Below are 21,805 nucleotides of genomic sequence, written 5' to 3' on the forward strand. Positions count from 1 at the left end.
GGAGTAGATGGCGATTTGTTCCTAAATACCGCCACAGGTGATTACTTTAAGCGCGTGTCAGGCAGCTGGGGTTCTGCCTTGGGCAACCTGACGGGTCCTGCTGGTGCTGAAGGTGTAGCTGGCGTCGATGGTGTTGACGGGGCCGATGGCGTAGCAGGAGCCGATGGAATTGATGGAGCAACTTGGCTGACCGGCACAGTTGACCCAACGGTCGGTGATGGAGTAGATGGCGATTTGTTCCTAAATACCGCCACAGGTGATTACTTTAAGCGCGTGTCAGGCAGCTGGGGTTCTGCTTTGGGCAATATAACTGGTCCTGCTGGTGCCGATGGCTCCGCCGATCCCGCTGATGAGCTAATTCAAAGCATTACTCTTGATGGAACTAAAATCGTGATTACTGAAGGGGGTGTAGATCGACCGATAGATATTTCGAGTCTGCTCTTTTACGACGCTACTGATGAGCTGGTTGAGAGTCTTGCTTTGAATGGTTCAACACTTGAGCTTTTTGAGGGAGGGAAGAAGGTTGACGTTGATTTAGGTTCGCTCATGGAGTCTGTGACTTCGGTGCCTTCTTTGACCTCAAGTAACGGGAGCTTTACAGCTACAGTAGAGGACACTGGATATATGAGCTTTCCGGCAGGAGCTAGCTTTGTCGAAGGCATATCCATTGGCGGAGCAACGAGTATAGTAGGAGATGTTGAGATCGATGGCGCTTTTACAGTAAGGGAAGTTGCTTCTGGCGAATCTAATACCGCGCTTTCGGTTTCATCTGACGGTGAGGTGACTATAACTCGGCTGCGACGTCAGGGAGACATTTATATGGGCGAGTTTGGTGATGCGGCTTTAGGAGATGATGCTCCACCTGAGAGTTGATCTTTTATAGCGGTCAATAACCTAACTGGCGCCGATTTTTTTTCTGAATTAGCTGTATGGAATTCCCATTCTCTTTATGAAGCAATTAGCTTTCAAAATAATTATTTGTGTTATTTATTCTGCGATTACGGTAGCGGCAGCTCCTGATTGGTGGGTAGATCGAGATGTTGCGACTCCGCCGCCAATTGCGCCAGGTGAGCCTGAGTTTGATCAGGTTTTATACGATGCCTGGATGGAGGGAAACTACTCTCCGGCATTGCAGGGGCAAGCAAAGCAACTAGCAAAGCAGGCTTACTTTGAGATGGAGGCAATCTCTCCAGGCAGTGCTGGTGAGGAAATTGAGGCACTGGTATTGGGATTCTCCACAGATTTGGAAAATAACTATAAGCCGCTTTTGCTTGGGCAGTTGAAAATGATTGCGAAGGTGTTCTATGACCGTTTTTACGAAATCGGATACGCACCGAACGGAATTACACTGCATGATGTAAATGATTATTGGTACCCGTGGGACGATGAAACGCCAGTGGAACGTAATTATGCGCCAGCAAACTTGGGGCAATTGAAGTATGTGTTAAGTTTTGACTTTGATGGATTGCCGCAATTTGCCCAGGGATGGGGCAGCGATGGTGATCCCGAGTTTGACGCGTGGAGAACGACTATTGTCGATCATGATTTAAATGATGATATCGTTGATATTTCCCAAGTGTATCCTGGAGATGACTATGATGGAGACGGTGCCAATAATGCTCTAGAATATCTCCTTGATTTGGATCCTACTACGCCTGATCCCGATGTAGATGCTGATGGCGATGGTTTTCCGAATGAGTATGAGGTAAGGTGGGGGACAGATGCAAGTGACTCCAGTGACTATCCTCAGATTCCCGGTGAAAATGTTAACGGTGACGGCAAACTGTATCTTGTTGATGCTAGCCTTACGAGCACTGATACTTACAGAAAAAATACCCTTAACTCAGCGATATCTCTGGCTCGTAATGGTGATATCGTTTTCGTGAAGCAAGGTGTTTATTACGAAGAGGTTGAGGTCAATGAAAACTCTGAATATGCAGATGAAGCATTCTTAATTATTGGAGAGCGAGGTGCAGTGATTGATGGCAATGACTCGGTGGCGAATGGAGTCTCTTTTAATTTCGGAACCAATGTTTTTTGGGTGGGTATTGATGTTCGTAATTTTACTGGTAGTGCATTTCATGTATATGCATCAGGTCCAACTATCCGGAATTCGACTGCGTATGGATCGGGGCGTGGCATACATATTAATAGGGCTAACCATGGAACCACAAGTCGGATCGAAAATTGTATTTTCCGCGATAATATTGGAGAAAACCCTGGAGCGGAGGTAGTTGAAGGTATTCCAGTATTTGTAAATTGCACCTTCTATAATAATGTGGCGACTTCGGAGTATAGTGGGCTCTATAATGAGTATGATGTTAATAAGGCAACGCACAGTAAATTATATAACTGTGTGTTTTGGAATACTGGTGGTGCTGGTCAGATCGGTCGCTCAGCCTCTACAAATGTGACATTGCTTAATTGCATCGTTCGAGACGAAAATAGTGATGGCATCGGAGATTATAACGCAACTAGCGTGACTAATATTTACATCGAAGACCCTGTTTTATCTGACTCAGGGCGCATTATCGCTGGCTCAGCAGCAATAGATCAAGGAACTAATGATACGAACTATCCTCGAAGGGATATCGATGGAAACCCACGCGTTCGCAACTCTCTTGTCGATATCGGTGCTAGTGAATTTTATGACTCTGATTCTGATGGTCTCACAGATTGGTTTGAGAAACAAGTTATAGACGCTAGGGGTGGAGGGGATGACAACTCAGTTGAGCCAACCGACGATGATGATGGCGATCAATTAAGTGCGATCGTCGAAATGAATTTAGGAACCAATCCACTGTCTTTAGATAGCGATTCTGATGGCGCCAGCGACTGGTTAGAGTATGATCTCGGATACAGTCCTGTAACTTCAAACCTTGATGATGATGCCGATGGTGACGGTTTTCCCAATGCCTATGAAGTAAGGTGGGGCACTGATGCCAGTGACTCCAGCGATTATCCTCAAACCCCTGGAGAAAACGACAGTGGTGATGGTAAGCTTTATCTCGTTGACGTCAGCCTTACGACCACCGATACCTACAGAAAAAATACCCTTAACTCAGCGTTATCTCTGGCTCGTAATGGTGATATCGTTTTCGTGAAGCAAGGTGTTTACTACGAAGAGGTTCAAGTTAATAAAAGCACTGATAATGAGTTGTTCCTAGTTATTGGAGAGCAAGGTGCTGTGATTGATGGAACTAACACATTGACGAATGGAGTGTCATTTAATTTTCATACGAATGTATTTTGGGTAGGTATTGATGTTCGTAATTTTACTGGTAGTGCATTTAACGTATATGCATCAGGTCCAACTATCCGGAATTCGACTGCTTATGGATCGGGGCGGGGTATAAATATCAATGAGGCTAATCATGGAACTGCGAGTTGGATAGAAAACTGTATTTTCCGAGATAATGCCGGTGTCAGTCCTGGAGCGATGGTTGATTCAGGGAACCCTACATTTGTAAATTGCACCTTCTGTAATAATGTAGCGACTTCAGGACATAGCGGTCTCTACAATGAATATGACGCTGATCATGGAACGCATAGTAAATTGTATAATTGTGTGTTTTGGAATACTGGTGGTGCTGGCCAGATCGGTCGCTCAGCCTCAACAAATGTAACATTGGTTAATTGCATCGTTCGTGATGAAAACAGCGATGGCATTGGGGATTTTGACGCAAGCACAGCAACCAATGTTTCCATTGGAGATCCCTTGTTGAATGCTTCTGCGCACATCACACCAGGGTCATCGGCAATTGGTGGCGCTCTACTTAGCATGTCATATCCCAGGCGCGATATAGACGGTCAGCCTCGCTTCCATTATGCAGCAGATGTCGTCGATGATATTGCTGATATAGGTGCGGATGAATATTCAACAGTAGGAGTTGATTTCGATCTGGACGATGATGGGGATGGGTTAAGTAATGGCGAAGAACTGCTCGCAGGAACTGATCCTGATGAAGTTGATACGGATGGAGATGGGCTCTCTGACTACTGGGAGCTGCAATATGGTTATAATCCGGTTTTGGCAGAGCCGTTGGCTGATGCCGATGGTGATGGTATTCCGAATCAATATGAACAGCGCTGGGGCACTGACGCAGGTGATCAAGCAGATTTTCCGAATGTATCCGGTCCGAACGGCTTTGATGGCGGAATTCTCTACATCGTCGATGCTGCTCTACCTGATGATTCTGGGACATATGATAAGAAATGGATTCAGTCGGCGGTTGATGAAGCTGTCAGCGGGGATATCATCTATGTAAAGCAGGGTAGCTATCTAGAGTCTGTAGAGGTTTCCGACAGTGATCTGCTTATCGTTGGCGAACGGGGCGCCATGATCGACGGTGAAGATTTAAGGTCTCAAGGCATCACACTGAATGGATCGATTATTTTGGATCGCTTGGATATTAGTAGGGTTGCGGGGAATGCCTTGGAGACTAAAGCCTCTTCTTCCATTATTCGGAATGTGGCTTCTTATAATTCGAGTCGAGGTGTCTATGTCGATCAGGGGTCGCCTCTTTTTGAAAACTGTGTTGTGCGCGATAATACCGGAGCAAATCCTGGTGTGTATACGCGTGCTGGTGAGCCAGAATTTGTGCATTGTACCATCATTAATAATACTGCAACTTCCGGTTACAGTGGAGTATACAATACTTGGATTAACGGCCTGACTTTTAAGGGAAGCGGTCGCACCTCCCTCGTCAACTGTATCGTTTGGAATTCTGGTGGTAGTGGGCAGATTGGCCGGGAGAACCATGATCGTAGCACAATTTCACTAAGGAACTGCATAGTGCGCGATGAGGATGGCGATGGGGACGGTGAATATTACGCGAATGTAGCTGCTGAAGTAATCGTGGGTGATCCGGACGTGACTCGAACAGGCCGCATTTTGAAAGACTCAGTGGGTATTGATGCTGCTACTTTAGATACCAATTTTCCACGTCGTGACATTGATGGCATTCTGCGTACTTCTTCCGCGCTGAATGACATCGGCGCCAGTGAATATCTAAACTCTGACGCTGATGTTGATGATTTGCCTGATTGGTTCGAGGCGCTGATCGTTTCAAATAGGGGAACAGGGACGCCTAATTCAGTAAATAATGATGATGATGATGATGGTGATGGCTTAAGTGCCCTTGGTGAGTATTTGAATGGTTCAGATCCTTTCTTAGTGGATACGGACTCAGACGGTGCAAATGATTATTTAGAATACCAACTCGGGTCTGATTCTTTGATTTCAGACGACTTAGCGGACTCAGATGGTGATCGCTTCCCAAATCAATGGGAATTGTGGGCTGGTAGCGATGCTAGTGATGCAGAAAGTTACCCTACTTTAGCTGGAGCACTCACGTATGATGATGCGGATGGTCAGCATTTTTTCATCGTAGATTCTACGCAGTCGGATGATCCTCTGGCATACCGATACCAGACGATCCAGGGGGCTATCGATGCAGCACTCAATCTCTCCGCGAATAACCGAAGTCATGTCATTGGAATTAAGCCGGGGCTGTATCACGAGTCTCTGGTAATTCCAGATCAGACGAATGGTGGGCAATCATTTGATGTTTTGATCATTGCTCTAGACCAGGAAGGCGGACGTGTGATTTTGGATGGCGTCACTGCGGATTCAAAATTAAGCGATGGCATTTTAATTGGAAGCAATGATTATGCGCCTTTCTCAAACATCATTATTGATGGGATTTGCGTGCAGAATTTCGAGCATGGCATCATTGTTGGCGATTATGTCAATGTTCGGAATTCAGAGCTTCGTTTTAACCAATCAGCGATTCTATCTAGTCGCTTTGAGCCACGCTTTGATAACTGTTTGATTCATCACAACAACGGCGCTGTAACTATCGAGAATAATAGAAGCGTCAAAACCAAGTTTGTTAACTGTACTATCACAAATAATATCGCTAGTGATGCAGTTGTAAAGACACGTTCATTTTATGGTTCAACCTATAAGCGTAACTCTAATATAGTGTTTAGTCGCTGTATTTTGGATAACACGACCCTCGATGGAGCCCAAAAGGAGGTGCGAGTTGAATCCGATCATAGCCGGTCTAGTGTATTGCGTTTTAATGATTGTATGATACGCGGTGTTGTTGACGACGGGGAAGGCGGAATTTTTGTTGATTCAAATATTATTTCAACCGATGGCGACAGCAGTAGCCAAATTATACATAGCGGGTCGATCCCATATTCTTCGCTTTCCTTAACTGTATATGGCCACTTGTCTGAGGATGCCGACTTGACTATGGATGGCCACTTGACTGAGCAGGGTGCTTCAGTTTCAGGAATACAGCTTACACTTGATCGTAATGATGATCACCTGCGCTGTGATTATGATGGAGAGCCAAGAGTGATCGGTGCTCCTATCTATATCGGAGCAGACCAATACCAGGACGACGATGAAACTCTAGAGAATAACGATGTGCCTGACTATTATGAGAAGATTGGAGGCACCGATGATGATGGATTAGACCTACTTGCGGAGTTCCTAGCATCCACTCTGCCAAATGAAAATGACACCGATGGGGATTCGGTTGATGACGATATAGAAATTGCCCTATACTTGTCACCTCTCAAGTGTGACTACTGGATTGATGCTGACCGGGACCGAGTGCCAAACTGGTATGAGAAGGTTTGGGGGACTGACGGCGGAGATTCGCTCGATAAGCCGAATGCGACAATCGCATCAGGTAATGTAGACCTTGAGTATTATACAGTCGATGGGGCTGCTAGTTTGCAGGCGGCTATCGCTAGCATTTCGAAGCCTTATTCAATTATTGAGCTGGTTGAGCAGTCGAATGACACAGAAACTGTTACTATCTCAGACCAAGAACATTTGCTCATACTATCCCACGACCATGCTCAGATTTCTGCGAATAGCGGTGCTGGCATGAAAATCAGTGGCGGTTCAGTTATACTCAATGGCTTAGATTTTACAACGAGTTCACCTGGTCTTGTTTTGTATGGTGATGCAACCCGTGTCGAACGATGCCGTTTTTATGGAAACACAATTGGACTTAGTGTGAATTCATATTCCTCTGCACGCATTTATAATTCTGAATTTTATAGCAACACTGGGGAGAATGGCGCCGCAGTTAATACCAATGGGGATAGTAAGCCTATCTTCTATGGCTGTTACTTCTATGGAAATAGGGCTTCCAATGAAGGAGGCGCCGTCTGGGCAAGGTTTTCGTCGCCTAGCTTTTTCAACTGCACATTTGCAGACAATCGTGCGTCTGTATCTGGGAATTCGATTAGAAACCATTTTGGCGACAATCCACTATACCAGTTCGAGCGAGGAGTAAGCTTGTATAATTCTATCGTTTGGAGCGGGCATCCTGGCTCGGAAGTCGGGGGGTGGCATGCTGATCTCGTATTTTTCTATACTTGCATAGTTCCATCGGTTAGTGCGCCTGGGAGCTATGATAGTAATTGTAAAGAACAAGACCCTTTATTGGTATCGCCTCTTTACCAAGAAGGCACAGGTGTGGTGCTCAGGCCATATCGCTTATCATCTGAATCTCCTGCAATAAACGAAGGGGACTGGCGTTATTCACATGCGCATTTTGATAGTGACGACGATTATCGTTTAAATGAGTCACTGGATATTGGGGCTGATGAGTGGCTGGATACGGACGCAGATAGTTTGCCCGATTCCTGGGAACTGAACCATTTTAGTAACTTGAGTCAAACTGGCACGGATCAAGGGAATGACGATGATGGAATAGACTATAGCAAGGAATATGCTCTTGGACTTGACCCGGCGGTGTGGAATGGGGTGCAAGGAGTCACTGAAGTAAAGCAGGGAATTGATACCAGTAATTTATCGTCTCTCGGGGTAGTCTTTGATGTTTATGATGACACCGATGTTGTCGTAGATTTTTACGGGGTTAAATTTGTTTCTGATGCAAATGGTTTGCCAGAGATGTGGGTTACTAGCTCAGAGATTCACCAAGAACTACTGACGTTAGCCGCAGGCCAAGGCCAGGTGGTTTCGTGGAACCCAAGTCAGTTCCCTGGTTATGAGATGCTATTGTATACTATTAAGAGCACCAATGGATCCGAAACTGAAAATCTCGATCCTCGCAGTGAATTTCAAAAGGATCGGAGTGAGGAGGAGAGTGACGGAATTGCCTATGATGTCTATTTAACAAAATGGGTCGATGTTTCGTGGGAATTTAGCTCTTTACGCTATCTGCGATACTACCGAAACGAATTCTTCACTGTATCAGTCGGTGCGAGTGGAATGAAGCCGATTATCATTCACAACACTGTCTATCCAGAGCTCTTTGATCGCTACATCTTGGATGATCGAGAAACGTTCGAGTGGATACCGATGAAAGGGGGCTTGTTCAAAACACAGACCGGATTCTCGGGATATGAACGCCCGAACTACACATCGTCTTATAAGTCGTATGAACTGCCCTCTCAGTCATTCTATTACAAGTCTAGTCACGTGGATAACTTCCGTGTAGATAGCTATCGAATTAGGCCTGTCAGTGGTGCGTTGGGACAAGCTGAATTCGAGCTTTCAGGTAGCGCTACTGTGAGTATGGAGCTTTACGAGCCGACAGATCTCAACACGAAGATCAATCTGTATGAGGTTGATGCAGCGGGTGATCGTGTTTTGCTTGAAGACCGTGCATTCTCAGCCGGGGCTCATCAGTTCGCTTTCCACCTCAGTCAGTATAATGATCAAGACCAAGAGGATACGCTATTTAGCTTAGATTCGAGTAACGCCTTCGAGCGCTACTATCGCGTGAAAATAATTGTGACTGATGACTACACCGGACGTAAAGCAGTTCGTTGGGCAGCACTTAAGGCAGAACTCTAGAGATATACTTCCATGTTTTCGTCTAAACTAAATTCATTCCTTTGGGGAAATATTCTGTTTTTCACTTCTGTGACTCTCTGTTGGGGGCAATCGACTTCATCGACTGCTTTTCTAACAGAAATTGCCGAGCAGCAGGTTCCTCCTCCGAAGATTGGGAATCCAACGACTACGTTGCTGCCAGATTGGAAGGCGCATGATTGGCTTCAGCATTTCAGCTACAGCAATTCTAATGAGGGGATTAATCCAGAGCTTAACAATCTCAGGGAGCAGTGGGATCGCCAGTTTGATAGTCTTGAGATCGAGGAAAGCTTTTCATTGGGAATCGCTCTTGATATTGGTGAAGACCCATACTTTGCCCGAATCGGCTATGCACCAGGATACGGACTGGTCCACACCGCTGAATTCAAGCTCGTACAGCCTGTTTTTGCCAATGCAACAACAGGACTCTCGGTAACCTTGGCGTATTCGAGTTATGCGCGGGCGCATTCGGTTTTGGGCTTTGGATGGACTCATAATTATAACTGGCGTCTTTTCAGTACGAGGACTACTGACGTGTGGTTATTACGCACGGGGGAGGGGGCTACACTTAAACTAAATACGGTGGATTTTGAGTCAGTGACTGCAACTCATGTGACTTACGTGGACATCAGCAATAACCGCTGGATATTCAGTCGCTCTACAGGCTTGCTTGAGCAGTTGGAGGCACAGGACTCTGGGGAGGTTTTCGATTTTACTTGGAGTCAAGATGAGGAGTTCATTCACGGAGCTTATGCTTTAAGCAACCATCCTGATGATTTGGTGAATGTCGCTCACGACTTCCGTTTGGTGAAAGTATCGTATAATAGTGATCCAACATACTTCTTGGATTTCAACTATGATGCAAGTGGTAGGCTAACATCAATCGACTTTACCGAGAATGAGGTAACCATAGCGGACGTTGCACAGTTTGAGTACGACCTTGCAGGGAAGGGCGACTTATTGGCAGTTCTGGATGAGGTTGGAGCTGCATTGAATGAGTTTACTTATTATACGGATGCGGTCGCCAGTGGTGCTTCCTCCAAGACTTACCATCGTCTTCTGAAGACTTATGAATCACTTGGATCTACGGTAACCAATACATACTACCACTACAGTGATAGCGTGCCTGATATATGGGGCGATACGAATCACTCGCCTTACATCGTGCCCAATGCTCTAATGAGTCAATCTCGCCTGAATGTAGACACGACTGTTGATTCGCTAAATTACGACTACGGCAATAATAAGACAACGGTGGAGCGAAAGATCGCTGGTGAGGTGTTGCCGCAGCTTATATACCAGACGAGTGTTAGTGGCAGTAATCGGACCAACAGCTTATCGACTTCGATCGATATTGGTGACGGCGTCGTTCAGTCAATTAAGACTTCGGTTGTTTACAATGGCAAGACTGGCTACATTTCAAAGCAAACCTTACTCAATGGAGGCGTTGTTTCGCATCTGGTCGTCGATGATCCCAATGACGCAATTGATCCTAGATACTTTAGTCAAATACAGCTGGATGGTGATGATTTACACCTGATGGAGTTCACTGAATCCGGCGAGTTGATTGGCTTATATCAAGGGCCTGCATTAGGTGATGAAAGTGAATATATCGGCTTGGTTCTGGACTTTTTTCAGGCTGATTTAAGTTTAACGCCCACGGTGGAATCCGAGTCGGTGATGTCGTCACTGCTCGAGTCCATTACCAATGTCACTGGTGATACTCTGGCGCTGCAATACAATGAATTAGGGCTGGTCACGGATATCGATGAGGTTGGTGCTGCTGGGTTGGTCAATCATCACTTTGTCTATGATCATGCGGGCAGACTCATTCAGTATGAATCGCCGCATGGAACCACTCGCTATCGCTATGACAGTCTGAATAGACTTGTATCGAAAACTGAAGGTTATGGTCAGTTGGAGCAACGCACTTTCGAGTATGTTTATAATGCGCTTAGTCAAATCTCCGTAATACGCTTAGTGGATTCCTCGGGATTTTTTGTTGGCGCAGATCAATACTCATATGACCCTTTTGGCCGATTGGTGGGCATTAACTGGGATGCCACAACAGACACTGCTTCGGATGGCTACGCACAATCCCAGAAAATCTGCTACAATTGTGACGTTGGCGGACTTACCTACGAGGAGGTCTATTATACGGCAAATGTTGATGGAACGCCGAAGCCTTCAAGAGCATACATGTCAACCAGTGAATTGGGCATCGATTATCGGGAAGTTTACTTCTTCGACGATTCTGGAACGCTAGATGGCGTTATTCATCGTTATCTGTCAACTAATGGTCGCTTGGATCGTGTCGAATATATGGATGCTCAAGGGCAGAGCGCCTACATATCGTTCTACTTTGATGAGGTTACGGACACCCAATACCAATCTCTTGTATCAGCAACGCCACTGAGCTCTGGATGGCATTCAGATTCTTCGAAAGTCTCGCGGCAATGGAGTCTCGATAATGGCCAGATCGCAACTTATGAGGATGCTCGCGGAGAGTCGCTGGTTGCAACTTACAACACCCCTGGAGGCCTCGCGAGTTTGAGCTGGGATAATGGCGCCTTTACGGAGCAAACGACGACTGATGAACAGGACTTGATTATAAACTATGCTAGCAACGACGAACTTCGTTTGGACAGCATGGTTCGAAATGGCGTTGTTATCTCGAACGTGCTCGCCGATTCTGGGAACTCTAGCTTGTTGACTCTGGTGACTGATCGAGCGTTTCACTCGTTAACCGTGGGCTATGACGAGTCTAACCGTCTAGAGTATTATCATTCGAGTTTTATCAGTGCTTCCTTTAATGCTGAGCCGGCAGGGTACGTATTCGCCTACGATGCAATTGGCCGTATGACCAAGAAGACTTTGCCGACTCAGTTCTATAAGGAGTGGGAGCTGCTTGCCGATGGTCAATGGTATGGCCAAGTCAGCGCCTATGACGCTCCGTTATCTGAAATCACATTTGACTACGAGGCAGATGAGTCTGCCCGGCTGAGCGGGGTTCAAGGTGATTCCTTGAGCGACGTTGAATTTTCCATCGGTCGGAACTTGCTGGATGCTACTGTCACCACGGAGTATGGAGCAGTGGCATCTGCTTTCTACGATTGTCATAGGTATTTAGCTCAAGAAATATTGGGTAACGCCGATCACGGTGGTTTGACCATGGACTTTGGATTTACGCCCTTAGGAGTGGTTCAGTCTTTGGCGGTTGGCGGCAATTCGACGACGTACGACTATGATCCGTTTACGAACTATCTCACTGGCATTGATTACCCGAATGACCCAGATGTGGATGTTGTTTACAGTGAGGTTGCGGGCGAGGTTGTGGTTACGGTCCAAGTTGGTGGTGTGGATGAGAGCGTTTGGACTTTTGATGCTGATCGACAGCTTCGTCTCTACGAGCAAATCAATATCAATAAGAGCGTAGAGTTTGCCTATGACGGCGAGGGACGCTTAGAGCAGTTGTTGATATCGGAAACTGGGGGCATAACTCCGGAGAGAGAGGTCGACTATCACTATGCAGCGGATGGCAGTGGGCGCTTAGACTACATCCAGGATACGGCGCTGGCCTATCCTGCTACCATTACCTATGCCTATACGGCTAACGGCAGCTTGACGCTTCACTACCCAACGCTGGAATCCCAAGAGTTTATTTATGATGCCTATGGACGCTTGACGAAAACGAAGTTCAACGGGGCGGCTGCTGATTCTGCCGAGTACGCTTATTTACTTTCCAGTGAGGGGTATCCCGTTACGGAAAACTATATTCCGCTGGGAAATGTAATCTTTAATGAGGAGCCCAATTTTAAAGCGGCTGAGTCTACTGGGTTCGACGCGCTGTTAGCGAACGTGCTTGAAGATGCCTTGCCCATTGATTTCTCCAATTTCCCGATCGACTTGATTAATGGAGAGATACTGCGGCAGGGGTGGCGTATGAATCGGGTAAGCTCGCTTCGGGAAGTGCGAGACTTACCCGCATTGTCGAGCGCCTCATATGATCTGGAAGAGGGAAATTTACAAGCCCGCTCCCCGTCAAACGCGGTGGCGACTGCACTGGCCTACGATGATGCAGGGCGATTGGTGTCTGCAAGCATTCCCTCGGGCAGAATTGAGTTCGTCTACGATGGTATAGGGCGTCTGATTCAACAAGTGGAGTATGATTCGGGTGATGTCGTGGTCTCCCGTGAAAGCTACCTCTTGATTGGTAACCGGGTATTGGCCAGCTTCACTGGGGATTTAGGCTCAACCTTGGCTCTTCATGAGGATTATATTCAAGCTCCTGATGTTTTGCCCGCCTTTGGTCGAAGCGAGACCGATGCAGGCCCCACGCTTTTGGCAATCGTACCTGCTCTAGACAATCTAGACAATGCTGCATATCTTCAGTATGATGGTTGGGGAAATGTTAGACGTGCGATTGATGCGGAAGGGGTAGTCGCCGCTCAGGATTGGAAATATTCCTTGGCGGGGATCAGTAGTAGCGCGCCGACGACACCATATACGTGGCAAGGTTGGCGATACATTTCTGATTTAGATCTCTATTTTAACGGTAATACTTTCTACTCGCCAACACTTCGTCGACGCGTTGGCGCACCTTACTTGGATCGTAGTTTACATTTGGCGAACAGCGATACTCCGTTGGCTCAATTACCGCCTCAAATGCGTGATCCATATGGGCAGCCTAGCTACGTTAGAGTTGCATCAGGTGCGTCATCAATGCGTTCGTTAGACATTAGTAGTTTGGCTCAATTTGAAGTGAGTGACGCTCCCGGGCAGTTTGCCTTGCCGTCTCCACGGGGGGGCGAGCCAGCCGTTTTAAGTCTCCATTTCGAGACTGTGTTAGGTGCTCCGGATAGTGACGGAGATAAGCTTGAGGATTGGTTGGAGGCACTACTGGGATCCAACCGTAATTTAAGTGATTCCGACGGCGATGGACTGAGTGATACGACTGAAATGCGTTTGGGAACAGTTATTTTTGCCAATACGCTAGGGCCCGATGGCATCCATGATGCGGGTTGGGACAGTGATGAGGATGGCCTCAATGATGGATATGAGGTTTCCGTCGGTCTGGATCCTCTCGACGCCGAAACTGTCGATCCGGTTGCATTGCGCATACACACCGCTTCGCGTCCCTAACGTTTATCAACACGAGCCAGCTGCATATTCTCTTATACTGTTTTTCTATGATTCAGCACTTCTATTCCACGATTCGCCTATTGTGCGCAAGCTTTACAGCCGCTCTGGTTGTGGGGATGGTCCCGTCTGCCGCCCAAGGCCAAACGCTAGACATCGAAGGCGCCATGCGCAGTTGGCACGATATCATACGCTATTCTACCGGTGTCACCACGACTCCTTTGGGCGAGCCTAATAACCCGACGACATTGCTCGACCCACTACCGTTTGATCTAGAAACACAGGTCGCATGGCCAAGGCGTGTGGATAAAACGAAGGCGGCCCCCTATGAGCCGGTTGCATGTTTCTATGCCGATGACCTGGGAGTTGCGCCTGATGGTAAGGCCAAACGCGAAGAGCTTTTAGTGAAATACCTCGCGCAGCGAATTTATAACAATCTGAACGCTGTGGTTATACGGCGTTTTGATCCGAATGCCACGAGTGCCTTGGCTAGTGATCCGCTCTATTATGCGCCAGAGGATGACTACACATTAGATGTTTGGACAGCGATTAACAATTTGGATCAGGATGATGACGCAGTTTATGCATTCCCTCTCTACACATTGCTTAAATTTAAGCATAAGCCTGCTAGTATTGAGGATTCACCCCTGGACCCAGAAGTTGACGAGAGTTGGACGCGCATTGATGCAGACTCATTGGCGAATCCGGATGAACTTTTTAATGACAGTTTCCGCACGCGGTACAAGGACTTGATTCGACGGTACTATTTAAGCGACTTGATGAAATATGTTGCTCAAGAACAATACGGTTCGGCCGCTTTGTCACCCGAGCAGTGGTGGGCATTGCAGGACCAGTTTAGTGACGCAAATTTCGATGATACTTTTGAGTCCATTCCCGACGCCTTTTTTAATGAATTCGATTTCGGTGGTTATACTGAATTTAACTACCGCATCCGATTCGAAGCCCTGGTCGATCACTGGCTCAACCGCGACGCAGAAGTTGTCTTCGGAAATGGAACGCACTATCGAGGCATTTCGCGAACTTCATACGTCTCCCAATTCTTAGGAGGTGTCAATTGCGGGAACTGTTCTGCATGCCAGAATGGATGCCTGCATGCAGATTATGACTTCGGCGTTGATGTAAAAATCGACTTGGGAGAAACTTGCTTAAAGAGTGTTGGGCAGCTGATCTTAAAGTCTGATGCAGTGGATCAGCCATTGAGTGAGTTAGCGTCTCCCGGAGCTCTGCGCTATTGGGTGAATGCCGGTTCGATCCTGATTTGGAGTGAGGATGAAGTGGACCGGACGGGGAATCCCCAGTTGATGCAAGTCGCAGTTGCTGCTGAGCAACAGAATGTTAACCACGATCCTTTTCAGCGTAGTATTATTCCACTCCATCTGGTGGACGTGGTAGAAAATGAAAGCGAAACAGGCTTTTCAGTCAGTTTCTATAAGGGAGGAACTGTGGATTGGGGCGAAGCCGATGAAGACCATGTTGGTGCATACATAAAGTCTGGAAATGATTATACTGCCTATCCGATAACCGGTGAGCCATATCAGGTAATTGAAGTCGAGTATGTCGCTGCGGACAATGAATTACATGTTAAAGAGTTTCGAGACGGAGACGGAGGCGCCACGCTAGTCAACCATTTTGCCTACAGTCTCGACACCAGTGGCAATATTACTTGGCGTTTGATTGAAAACCCTGATGATAATGCTGGAAGGCGGGTGACTGAAATTATTTATGAGCCTGGGGATGATGAAAATGATCCTGATTACAGAGAAGCAGTTACGGTTAAGGTGGATAATGTGGTTGGGGTTCAGACTGTCACGGACTATCAGTTGAGCTTGGACTCACCGACCTATGGTCATCCCACGAAAGTTAAGATCAATAATTCTCCAGCAAGTAACCCATTTACATGGCAGAACGATTTAAATCCCGATGAGATGATGGCATCGCTTTCGCCGATGCTCTGGTTGTCGGCTGCTGGGTCGGTGGTTTGGACTTCTGGCGTAGACCCGGAAGAGATGTATTATGGCTATTATGGCGATGGACTCAGCGTAGATGACCCACGTTACGGATTGCTCAAATACGAGTATAATTCGGCTGATCGCTCGTGGACTTATTATGATTATCAAGGGACTTACGATGCTGATTCGCTCGATGGCTTTCCGCTTCGTGTGATTACGCCATACAAGGGCGGTCCCTCTGGTTATGACCCAACTTCCGGTGATCTTCCGTTTAATGAGGAGCAAGACGAACCGCCGACCAATGTCCGTATTTACGAAAGCTCATATAATGCCGGTAATGTCAGTTTCTTGTCTCCTGGCAGCACATCGGCAACGGTTAAGATGAATCGAGAGATTATCTACGATGGAACCACGGGGCATGTTGCATCCTTATCATATGATGTCTTTCGGGAAGTGGATGGAGAGACCTGGCGCTCAAATTATCAAGCCAGCGTTAGCGCTACTGAGTCCGTTGATTTCTACGGCGATTCCACTTGGACGACCACGGCATGGTCGACTCCGGGAAATATTGCCTCACACACGATTTCCTTTGACTCGGGTACCTTCGCCGGGCGTCCGAAAAAGCAGATCAATGCCGATGGAACAGTCGTTCTGTATTCCTATACTTTAACCGCAGATGGCGGTTTGGAAACTATCGTCAAGTCCGGCGTTCTTGGCGACGATGGCGAGACGTTGTCATCTGGCACGGTTACCACATCGGTTACGGATGCGCAGGGTAGCTTGGTCATGCGTGACACCTATGACGTCGAGTCTGGCATCACCATTGATTCAATGGTGAATGATAATCCTGATTCGCGTGGTCGTTACCAAAATACCTATTACCTCAATGGCACGAGTTCTTCGCGAAACTATGATTGCTGTAACCTGCAGTCTCAAACGAGCCCAGATGGGACGGTTACGACTTACACTTACGATAATTTGGATCGTCTGAAAGCCTCTGAGACCAACGGCATTACCACGATCTATGAATACGATGCGGGTGGTCGGCAGACAAAGATCTACCGCGCCCATGGTGCTGTGGATATTCATGCTCCGGAAGGCGGCAATGTGCGGCTTGTTTCCCAGCGCGAATACGACATCAGTGGTGAGCTTTTGTATGAGCTCGATGAACTTGGCCGTAAGACCGTGACAGAGCGCAAAACTTACGATTCCGGCGAGTCGGAGTCGATTACTCGGGTTTACTCCGACGCCAGTGAGACGGCGCTACTCGCGGAATCGATCAGCACTTTCATGCTGGATGGTTCAACGATTTCTACTTCTGGTCAATCTGCCTACCCGGCCTTCTATGAACACGGCGTCGTTACGGACGAATCCAACAATCAGCGAACCGCGTTGTTATGGACGAAAATGTATGCCGGGGCGGACAATACCGCTACCGAATGGACGACATTATACAGCGATATGCTGGGCCGTAATGTCAAAACGGTGAAGCCAAACGCCGATGGCAGCGGCACGGTGGAGTGGACCAACGAATACAACGAAATTTCCCAACTCATCAAATCGACGGATCCGGACGGCGTCACCACGCTTTATGCTTACAACGACGAAGGCGAGCTGACGGAAACTGCGGTCGATGTGAATCGCAATGGCGTGATCGACGATTCAGACCGCCGCACGCGTTCTGTATCGGGCTATGAGGTCGACCCTGTTTTGGGTGCCGCAGCCGTTACCCGCAGCTATATTTTCACGGACATTGGCGAAGAGCTGGTTGGGACGAGCGCGCGTGGCGTCGGCGCCGTAAGCTATGAAGGCGGTTCCTATCAATCGGGATCCCGGACGGAGTCCTATGGCGTGCAAACCATTTCGCTGTCGCAGATCGATGTCGCGAATCAAAAAGTCACGTCGAAGACGATTTTGGCCGACGGCAATAGCCTGATCCAGGAAGTCGTTGCAGGGCTGCCGCAGTTTGAGCTCAACACCAATACTGGCGAGCAGGTGAACTACCTCTACGATGACTGGCGTCGCCTGGAGTATCAGTACACAGCTCGCCAGGGATCGGACAACAAAACGCAATACATCTACGACGCGGTTGACCGTATTGACAGCATTGTCAGCGCTGATCCAGACCCCAATGCAACGGGGCCCGGTAAGGATCCAGTGACAGTATCTTACACCTATACCGACCGGATCGATGACGGTGGCTCGCCCTTCAATGGTCTTCGTACGGTGGCGGTGACTTCGCCCAGCGGTCAGGTCGACGATCCGGGTACGGCTGGAGTCGATGAGTCGGTCCATACGGTTACCTCGGGCTACGATATGCATGGGCAGGTTGTTTTGCAGGCGGGGGGCTTTAATTATCCCGTCGGCTACCAATACAACGACCAAGGCCGCCTGAGCATCATGACAACGTGGCAGGATTATGGGGATGGGCTTTCGTCCTCGGGGGCCGCGAATACTTATTGGGACTATAGTAAGCATCGAGGCTACCTCATTAAAAAGCGCTATAATAATAGCTCCGGTGAGAACCCGTCGTCAGAAGACCCTGGTGTCGTTTATGATTACACGCCGGCGGGGCGTTTGGCTAAGCGAACCTGGGCGCGCGGCATTGAAACCGTTTATGGCTACACGAAAGCCGGTGAATTGGAGAGCATCGACTACTCAGACGAAACTCCGGACATTGTCTATGGCTATGATCGCGCCGGTCGACTCAAATCCATCGACGATGCCGCGGGCTCTCGTCAAAACTACTACGACCGCGGACGCCTCACCAGTGAGCGTTACACCTACGGTGATTTCAAGGGCGTCTCCATTAACCGGGAGTTTGATTCGCTGAACCGCCTCAGCGGTCTATCGGTCCGTCAGCCCTCGACGAATCTTCAATACGAGGTGGACTACGGCTACGACAATGCTTCCCGCCTCAAAACAGTCACTTCCGGCGACAACGCTTTCACCTATGCTTACCTGCCCAACACATCGCAGATCGAGACCCTCACCACGTCCAACGGCATGGTCACAACGCGTGAGTATGACCTGCTGAATCGCCTGCTCAGCATCGGGACGGTGACTGCGGCAGATGTGACTCGTTCGTTCGCCTATACTTACAACGATGCCGGTCAGCGCACTTCCGTAACTCACGAAAACGGAGAGTATTGGGACTACACTTACGATTCCTTAGGGCAGGTAACCAGCGGCATCAAAAAAGACGCCGGCGGAACACCGCTTCCCGGCCGCACCTTCACTTACGGGTTTGACGACATTGGTAACCGTGAAACGGCAACGCTTGGCGCGCCGACTCCCGGTCAGCGCGATTACACGCCGAACCTGCTGAACCAATACACGCAGATTGATTCGCCGAATCCAGCGACCTTGATGGTCGAAGGTTCCATCGACCCAGCGGGCACGCTCACTGTCGATGGCAAAACCCCAAGCGATCCAAATTTGAGCCTGGATCCGTCAACCGGAGAGTGGACCTACACGAAGTCGGACATCGATACCACCAACGGTGACTACCTTACCATCAACGCCAGCGGCCAGCGCCAATACGACAGCAATGGCGATGGCAACACAGAGACGTTTGATTCCACCGAAAGCCGGGACTTCTTCATGGAGCCCGAGGTGGTCGAGCCAGCTTACGATGCGGATGGAAATCTGTTGTCTGACGGTCGATGGAACTATGTCTGGAACGGTGAAAATCGACTAGTCGAAATGACTCCATGCAATACTGATGGCGAGATGATGAAGCTTATTTATACATATGATTCAATTGGTAGGCGTATTCTGAGGGAAAAACATATCACCGAAGATGGCGAATGGGTTGAAGTTCACGTTTGTCACTATCTGTTTAATGGTTGGGAAGTTGTTTTCGAGTTCGAAGGAAGCGCCAAAAATATAACTTTTGCTCACTATTGGGGGTTAGATATCGCAGGAGGATTACAATCTGTTGGCAGTGTCGGAGGGCTCTTGTTGTCTGAAAAATACAGTAACCATAATGGAGTTCTTCGTTTTTCCATATTCGATGGTGGAGGCAATATAACTAGCTACGTTGAACCATCTGGTGAATTGATTGTGAGTTATGATTATGGGCCAATGGGTGAAAAGCACATTGAAACTTCATTGAGCACTATTGAAGTTTGTTTTAATTTTTCAACTAAGTATGAAGATGTCGACACTGGACATCTTTATTATGGGTATAGGTATTATGATCCAACTAGTGGCAGGTGGCTAAGCCGTGACCATATCGGTGAAAGTGGTGGCTTTAATGTCTATGTGGCGAATGGAAATGATTTTATCAATTTTATAGATGTTTTAGGTCTGAATGTGGTGCCTCAGATACTAATTGATATACAGAGAGATCTTGATTTGAATGATTCTGAATGGCGTGATCTAGTTGGATTATATAATTTACTGGAAAAAGAAGGATATAGCCTCGAGGAAGTATATTATAATCAAAAAGATAACTATTTGAGAGCACAATTGGGTGAGTTTTACCAGTTGGAAGCTGCTCTTAGCTCCACAATGTCTCCTGTGATGTATAGTGTAGAGCCATACACTCCACAAGTAGGAGACTGGAAGGATGCTCTTGCTGCAATTCCAAGCGCAATGGCTCATGCCACTGTAGGTATGCTGCAAGAGTCGATATACATAGGGAATCGAATGGATGGTACACCTACAATACCTGATTTTCGACAGCAAGCTGGAGCGTATGCATTTGGAGAGTATTTAGATTGGTATGATCGTAATCTAGAATATTACACCGGAGCCGATTTGAACTCGAGAGTGGCTATCGGAACTCGGCTTGCTGCGGAGCTTGGTGGTGGTTATCTACTTTTTCGCATGAGCTGCCAGTCCCGATCAACCTTTACAGGTAGTAAGTGGGATTCGGCTATCATGCGAGGAGAGACTTTAATGGATCCTAATATCATCAGGTATTCTCAGCGGCGTGCAGGAGGAGGCAGTCCGCCTAGGGCTCCTGGGCTAAGAGAGCAAATTTCTAAAGGGTGGGATCCAGATTTAGGCCCGATTGATATCATTGATACTGGTCGTGGCTATGTTACTCTTGATAATACAAGAGTTGCAATTGCTCAAGAGCTTGGGATTAGGCAGATTGCAGTAAGGATTCGGAAGCCAACAGATTTAATTGACAACTTCCCCCCTGGACGCATGGAATTTTTCGAGGGGAAAGCGAAAAAGCTAAAGCTTGAGCAACCTACGACTTTTGGTGATCTTTTGGAAATTAGGACTCTAGATAATCGACTATCGCCGACAGGTACTGCCACAAGGCCAGCAATGCCACAGTAAATATACATGAAGAAATACTACTATTCATTTGGTTATCATTCGCCTAGTGCTTGGGATGTGATGAAAGCAGATCCTGAATTCGACTTTGAGTCATGCGGGGTTTTCGAGATTGAGGCAGAAAGTTCTTCTGCAGCTAAATTATGGGGTGAGGAATTAGCAAAGTGGTATATCGAAAAGCTGTTTGCTGAGAATTTAGCATACGTTTGGTCGCCTAAGAATTATGGCTGTTCTGTAGAGGAAAATTTGCCGTCAGGTTGGGAAAGCGCTATTGGTCTTCTAGGGGGAATTCGGTATCGTAACTATCCGGACTTTTATAAAGTTAAAAATGCCTTTAATGATTAATTGCGGGAGGACGGTTAAGTTAGAAGGGGTCAGGAAAGTCAGAAGGGGTCAAACGTGGCACGGGGATAGGAAGCATAGAGGGTCCGATGTGAATGGCGCTAAGATTTGTACCCTAATCGTTGATTTTACGGACATGAAGCTCGCCCTTACAGCGTCCTATTAGTAGATTGCTTGTGTGAGCAAAACA

At 47.5% G+C, this 21,805-nt stretch carries 4 protein-coding genes and 1 pseudogene; all 5 read left to right on the forward strand.

Annotation, left to right across the window (positions count from 1 at the left end; translation table 11 throughout):
- Positions 1-873, forward strand: a pseudogene (locus RBB62_RS19420) (hypothetical protein); the annotation flags it as partial.
- Between the two features lie 76 nt (positions 874-949).
- The gene (locus RBB62_RS19425; protein ID WP_309400920.1) at positions 950-8,851 is read left to right on the forward strand and encodes a right-handed parallel beta-helix repeat-containing protein; all 7,902 of its coding nucleotides are present in this window, start codon (positions 950-952) and stop codon (positions 8,849-8,851) included.
- A gap of 12 nt (positions 8,852-8,863) precedes the next feature.
- Positions 8,864-14,011, forward strand: coding sequence for a hypothetical protein (locus RBB62_RS19430; RefSeq protein ID WP_309400921.1), 5,148 nt, complete (start codon positions 8,864-8,866; stop codon positions 14,009-14,011).
- Between the two features lie 47 nt (positions 14,012-14,058).
- On the forward strand, positions 14,059-21,276 hold the full coding sequence (locus RBB62_RS19435; protein ID WP_309400922.1) for an RHS repeat-associated core domain-containing protein: 7,218 nt from the start codon (positions 14,059-14,061) through the stop codon (positions 21,274-21,276).
- A gap of 6 nt (positions 21,277-21,282) precedes the next feature.
- On the forward strand, positions 21,283-21,618 hold the full coding sequence (locus RBB62_RS19440; RefSeq protein ID WP_309400923.1) for a hypothetical protein: 336 nt from the start codon (positions 21,283-21,285) through the stop codon (positions 21,616-21,618).
- Positions 21,619-21,805 lie beyond the last annotated feature (187 nt).

The organism is Cerasicoccus maritimus (assembly GCA_031296935.1).
Taxonomy (GTDB): Bacteria; Verrucomicrobiota; Verrucomicrobiia; order Opitutales; family Cerasicoccaceae; genus Cerasicoccus; species Cerasicoccus maritimus.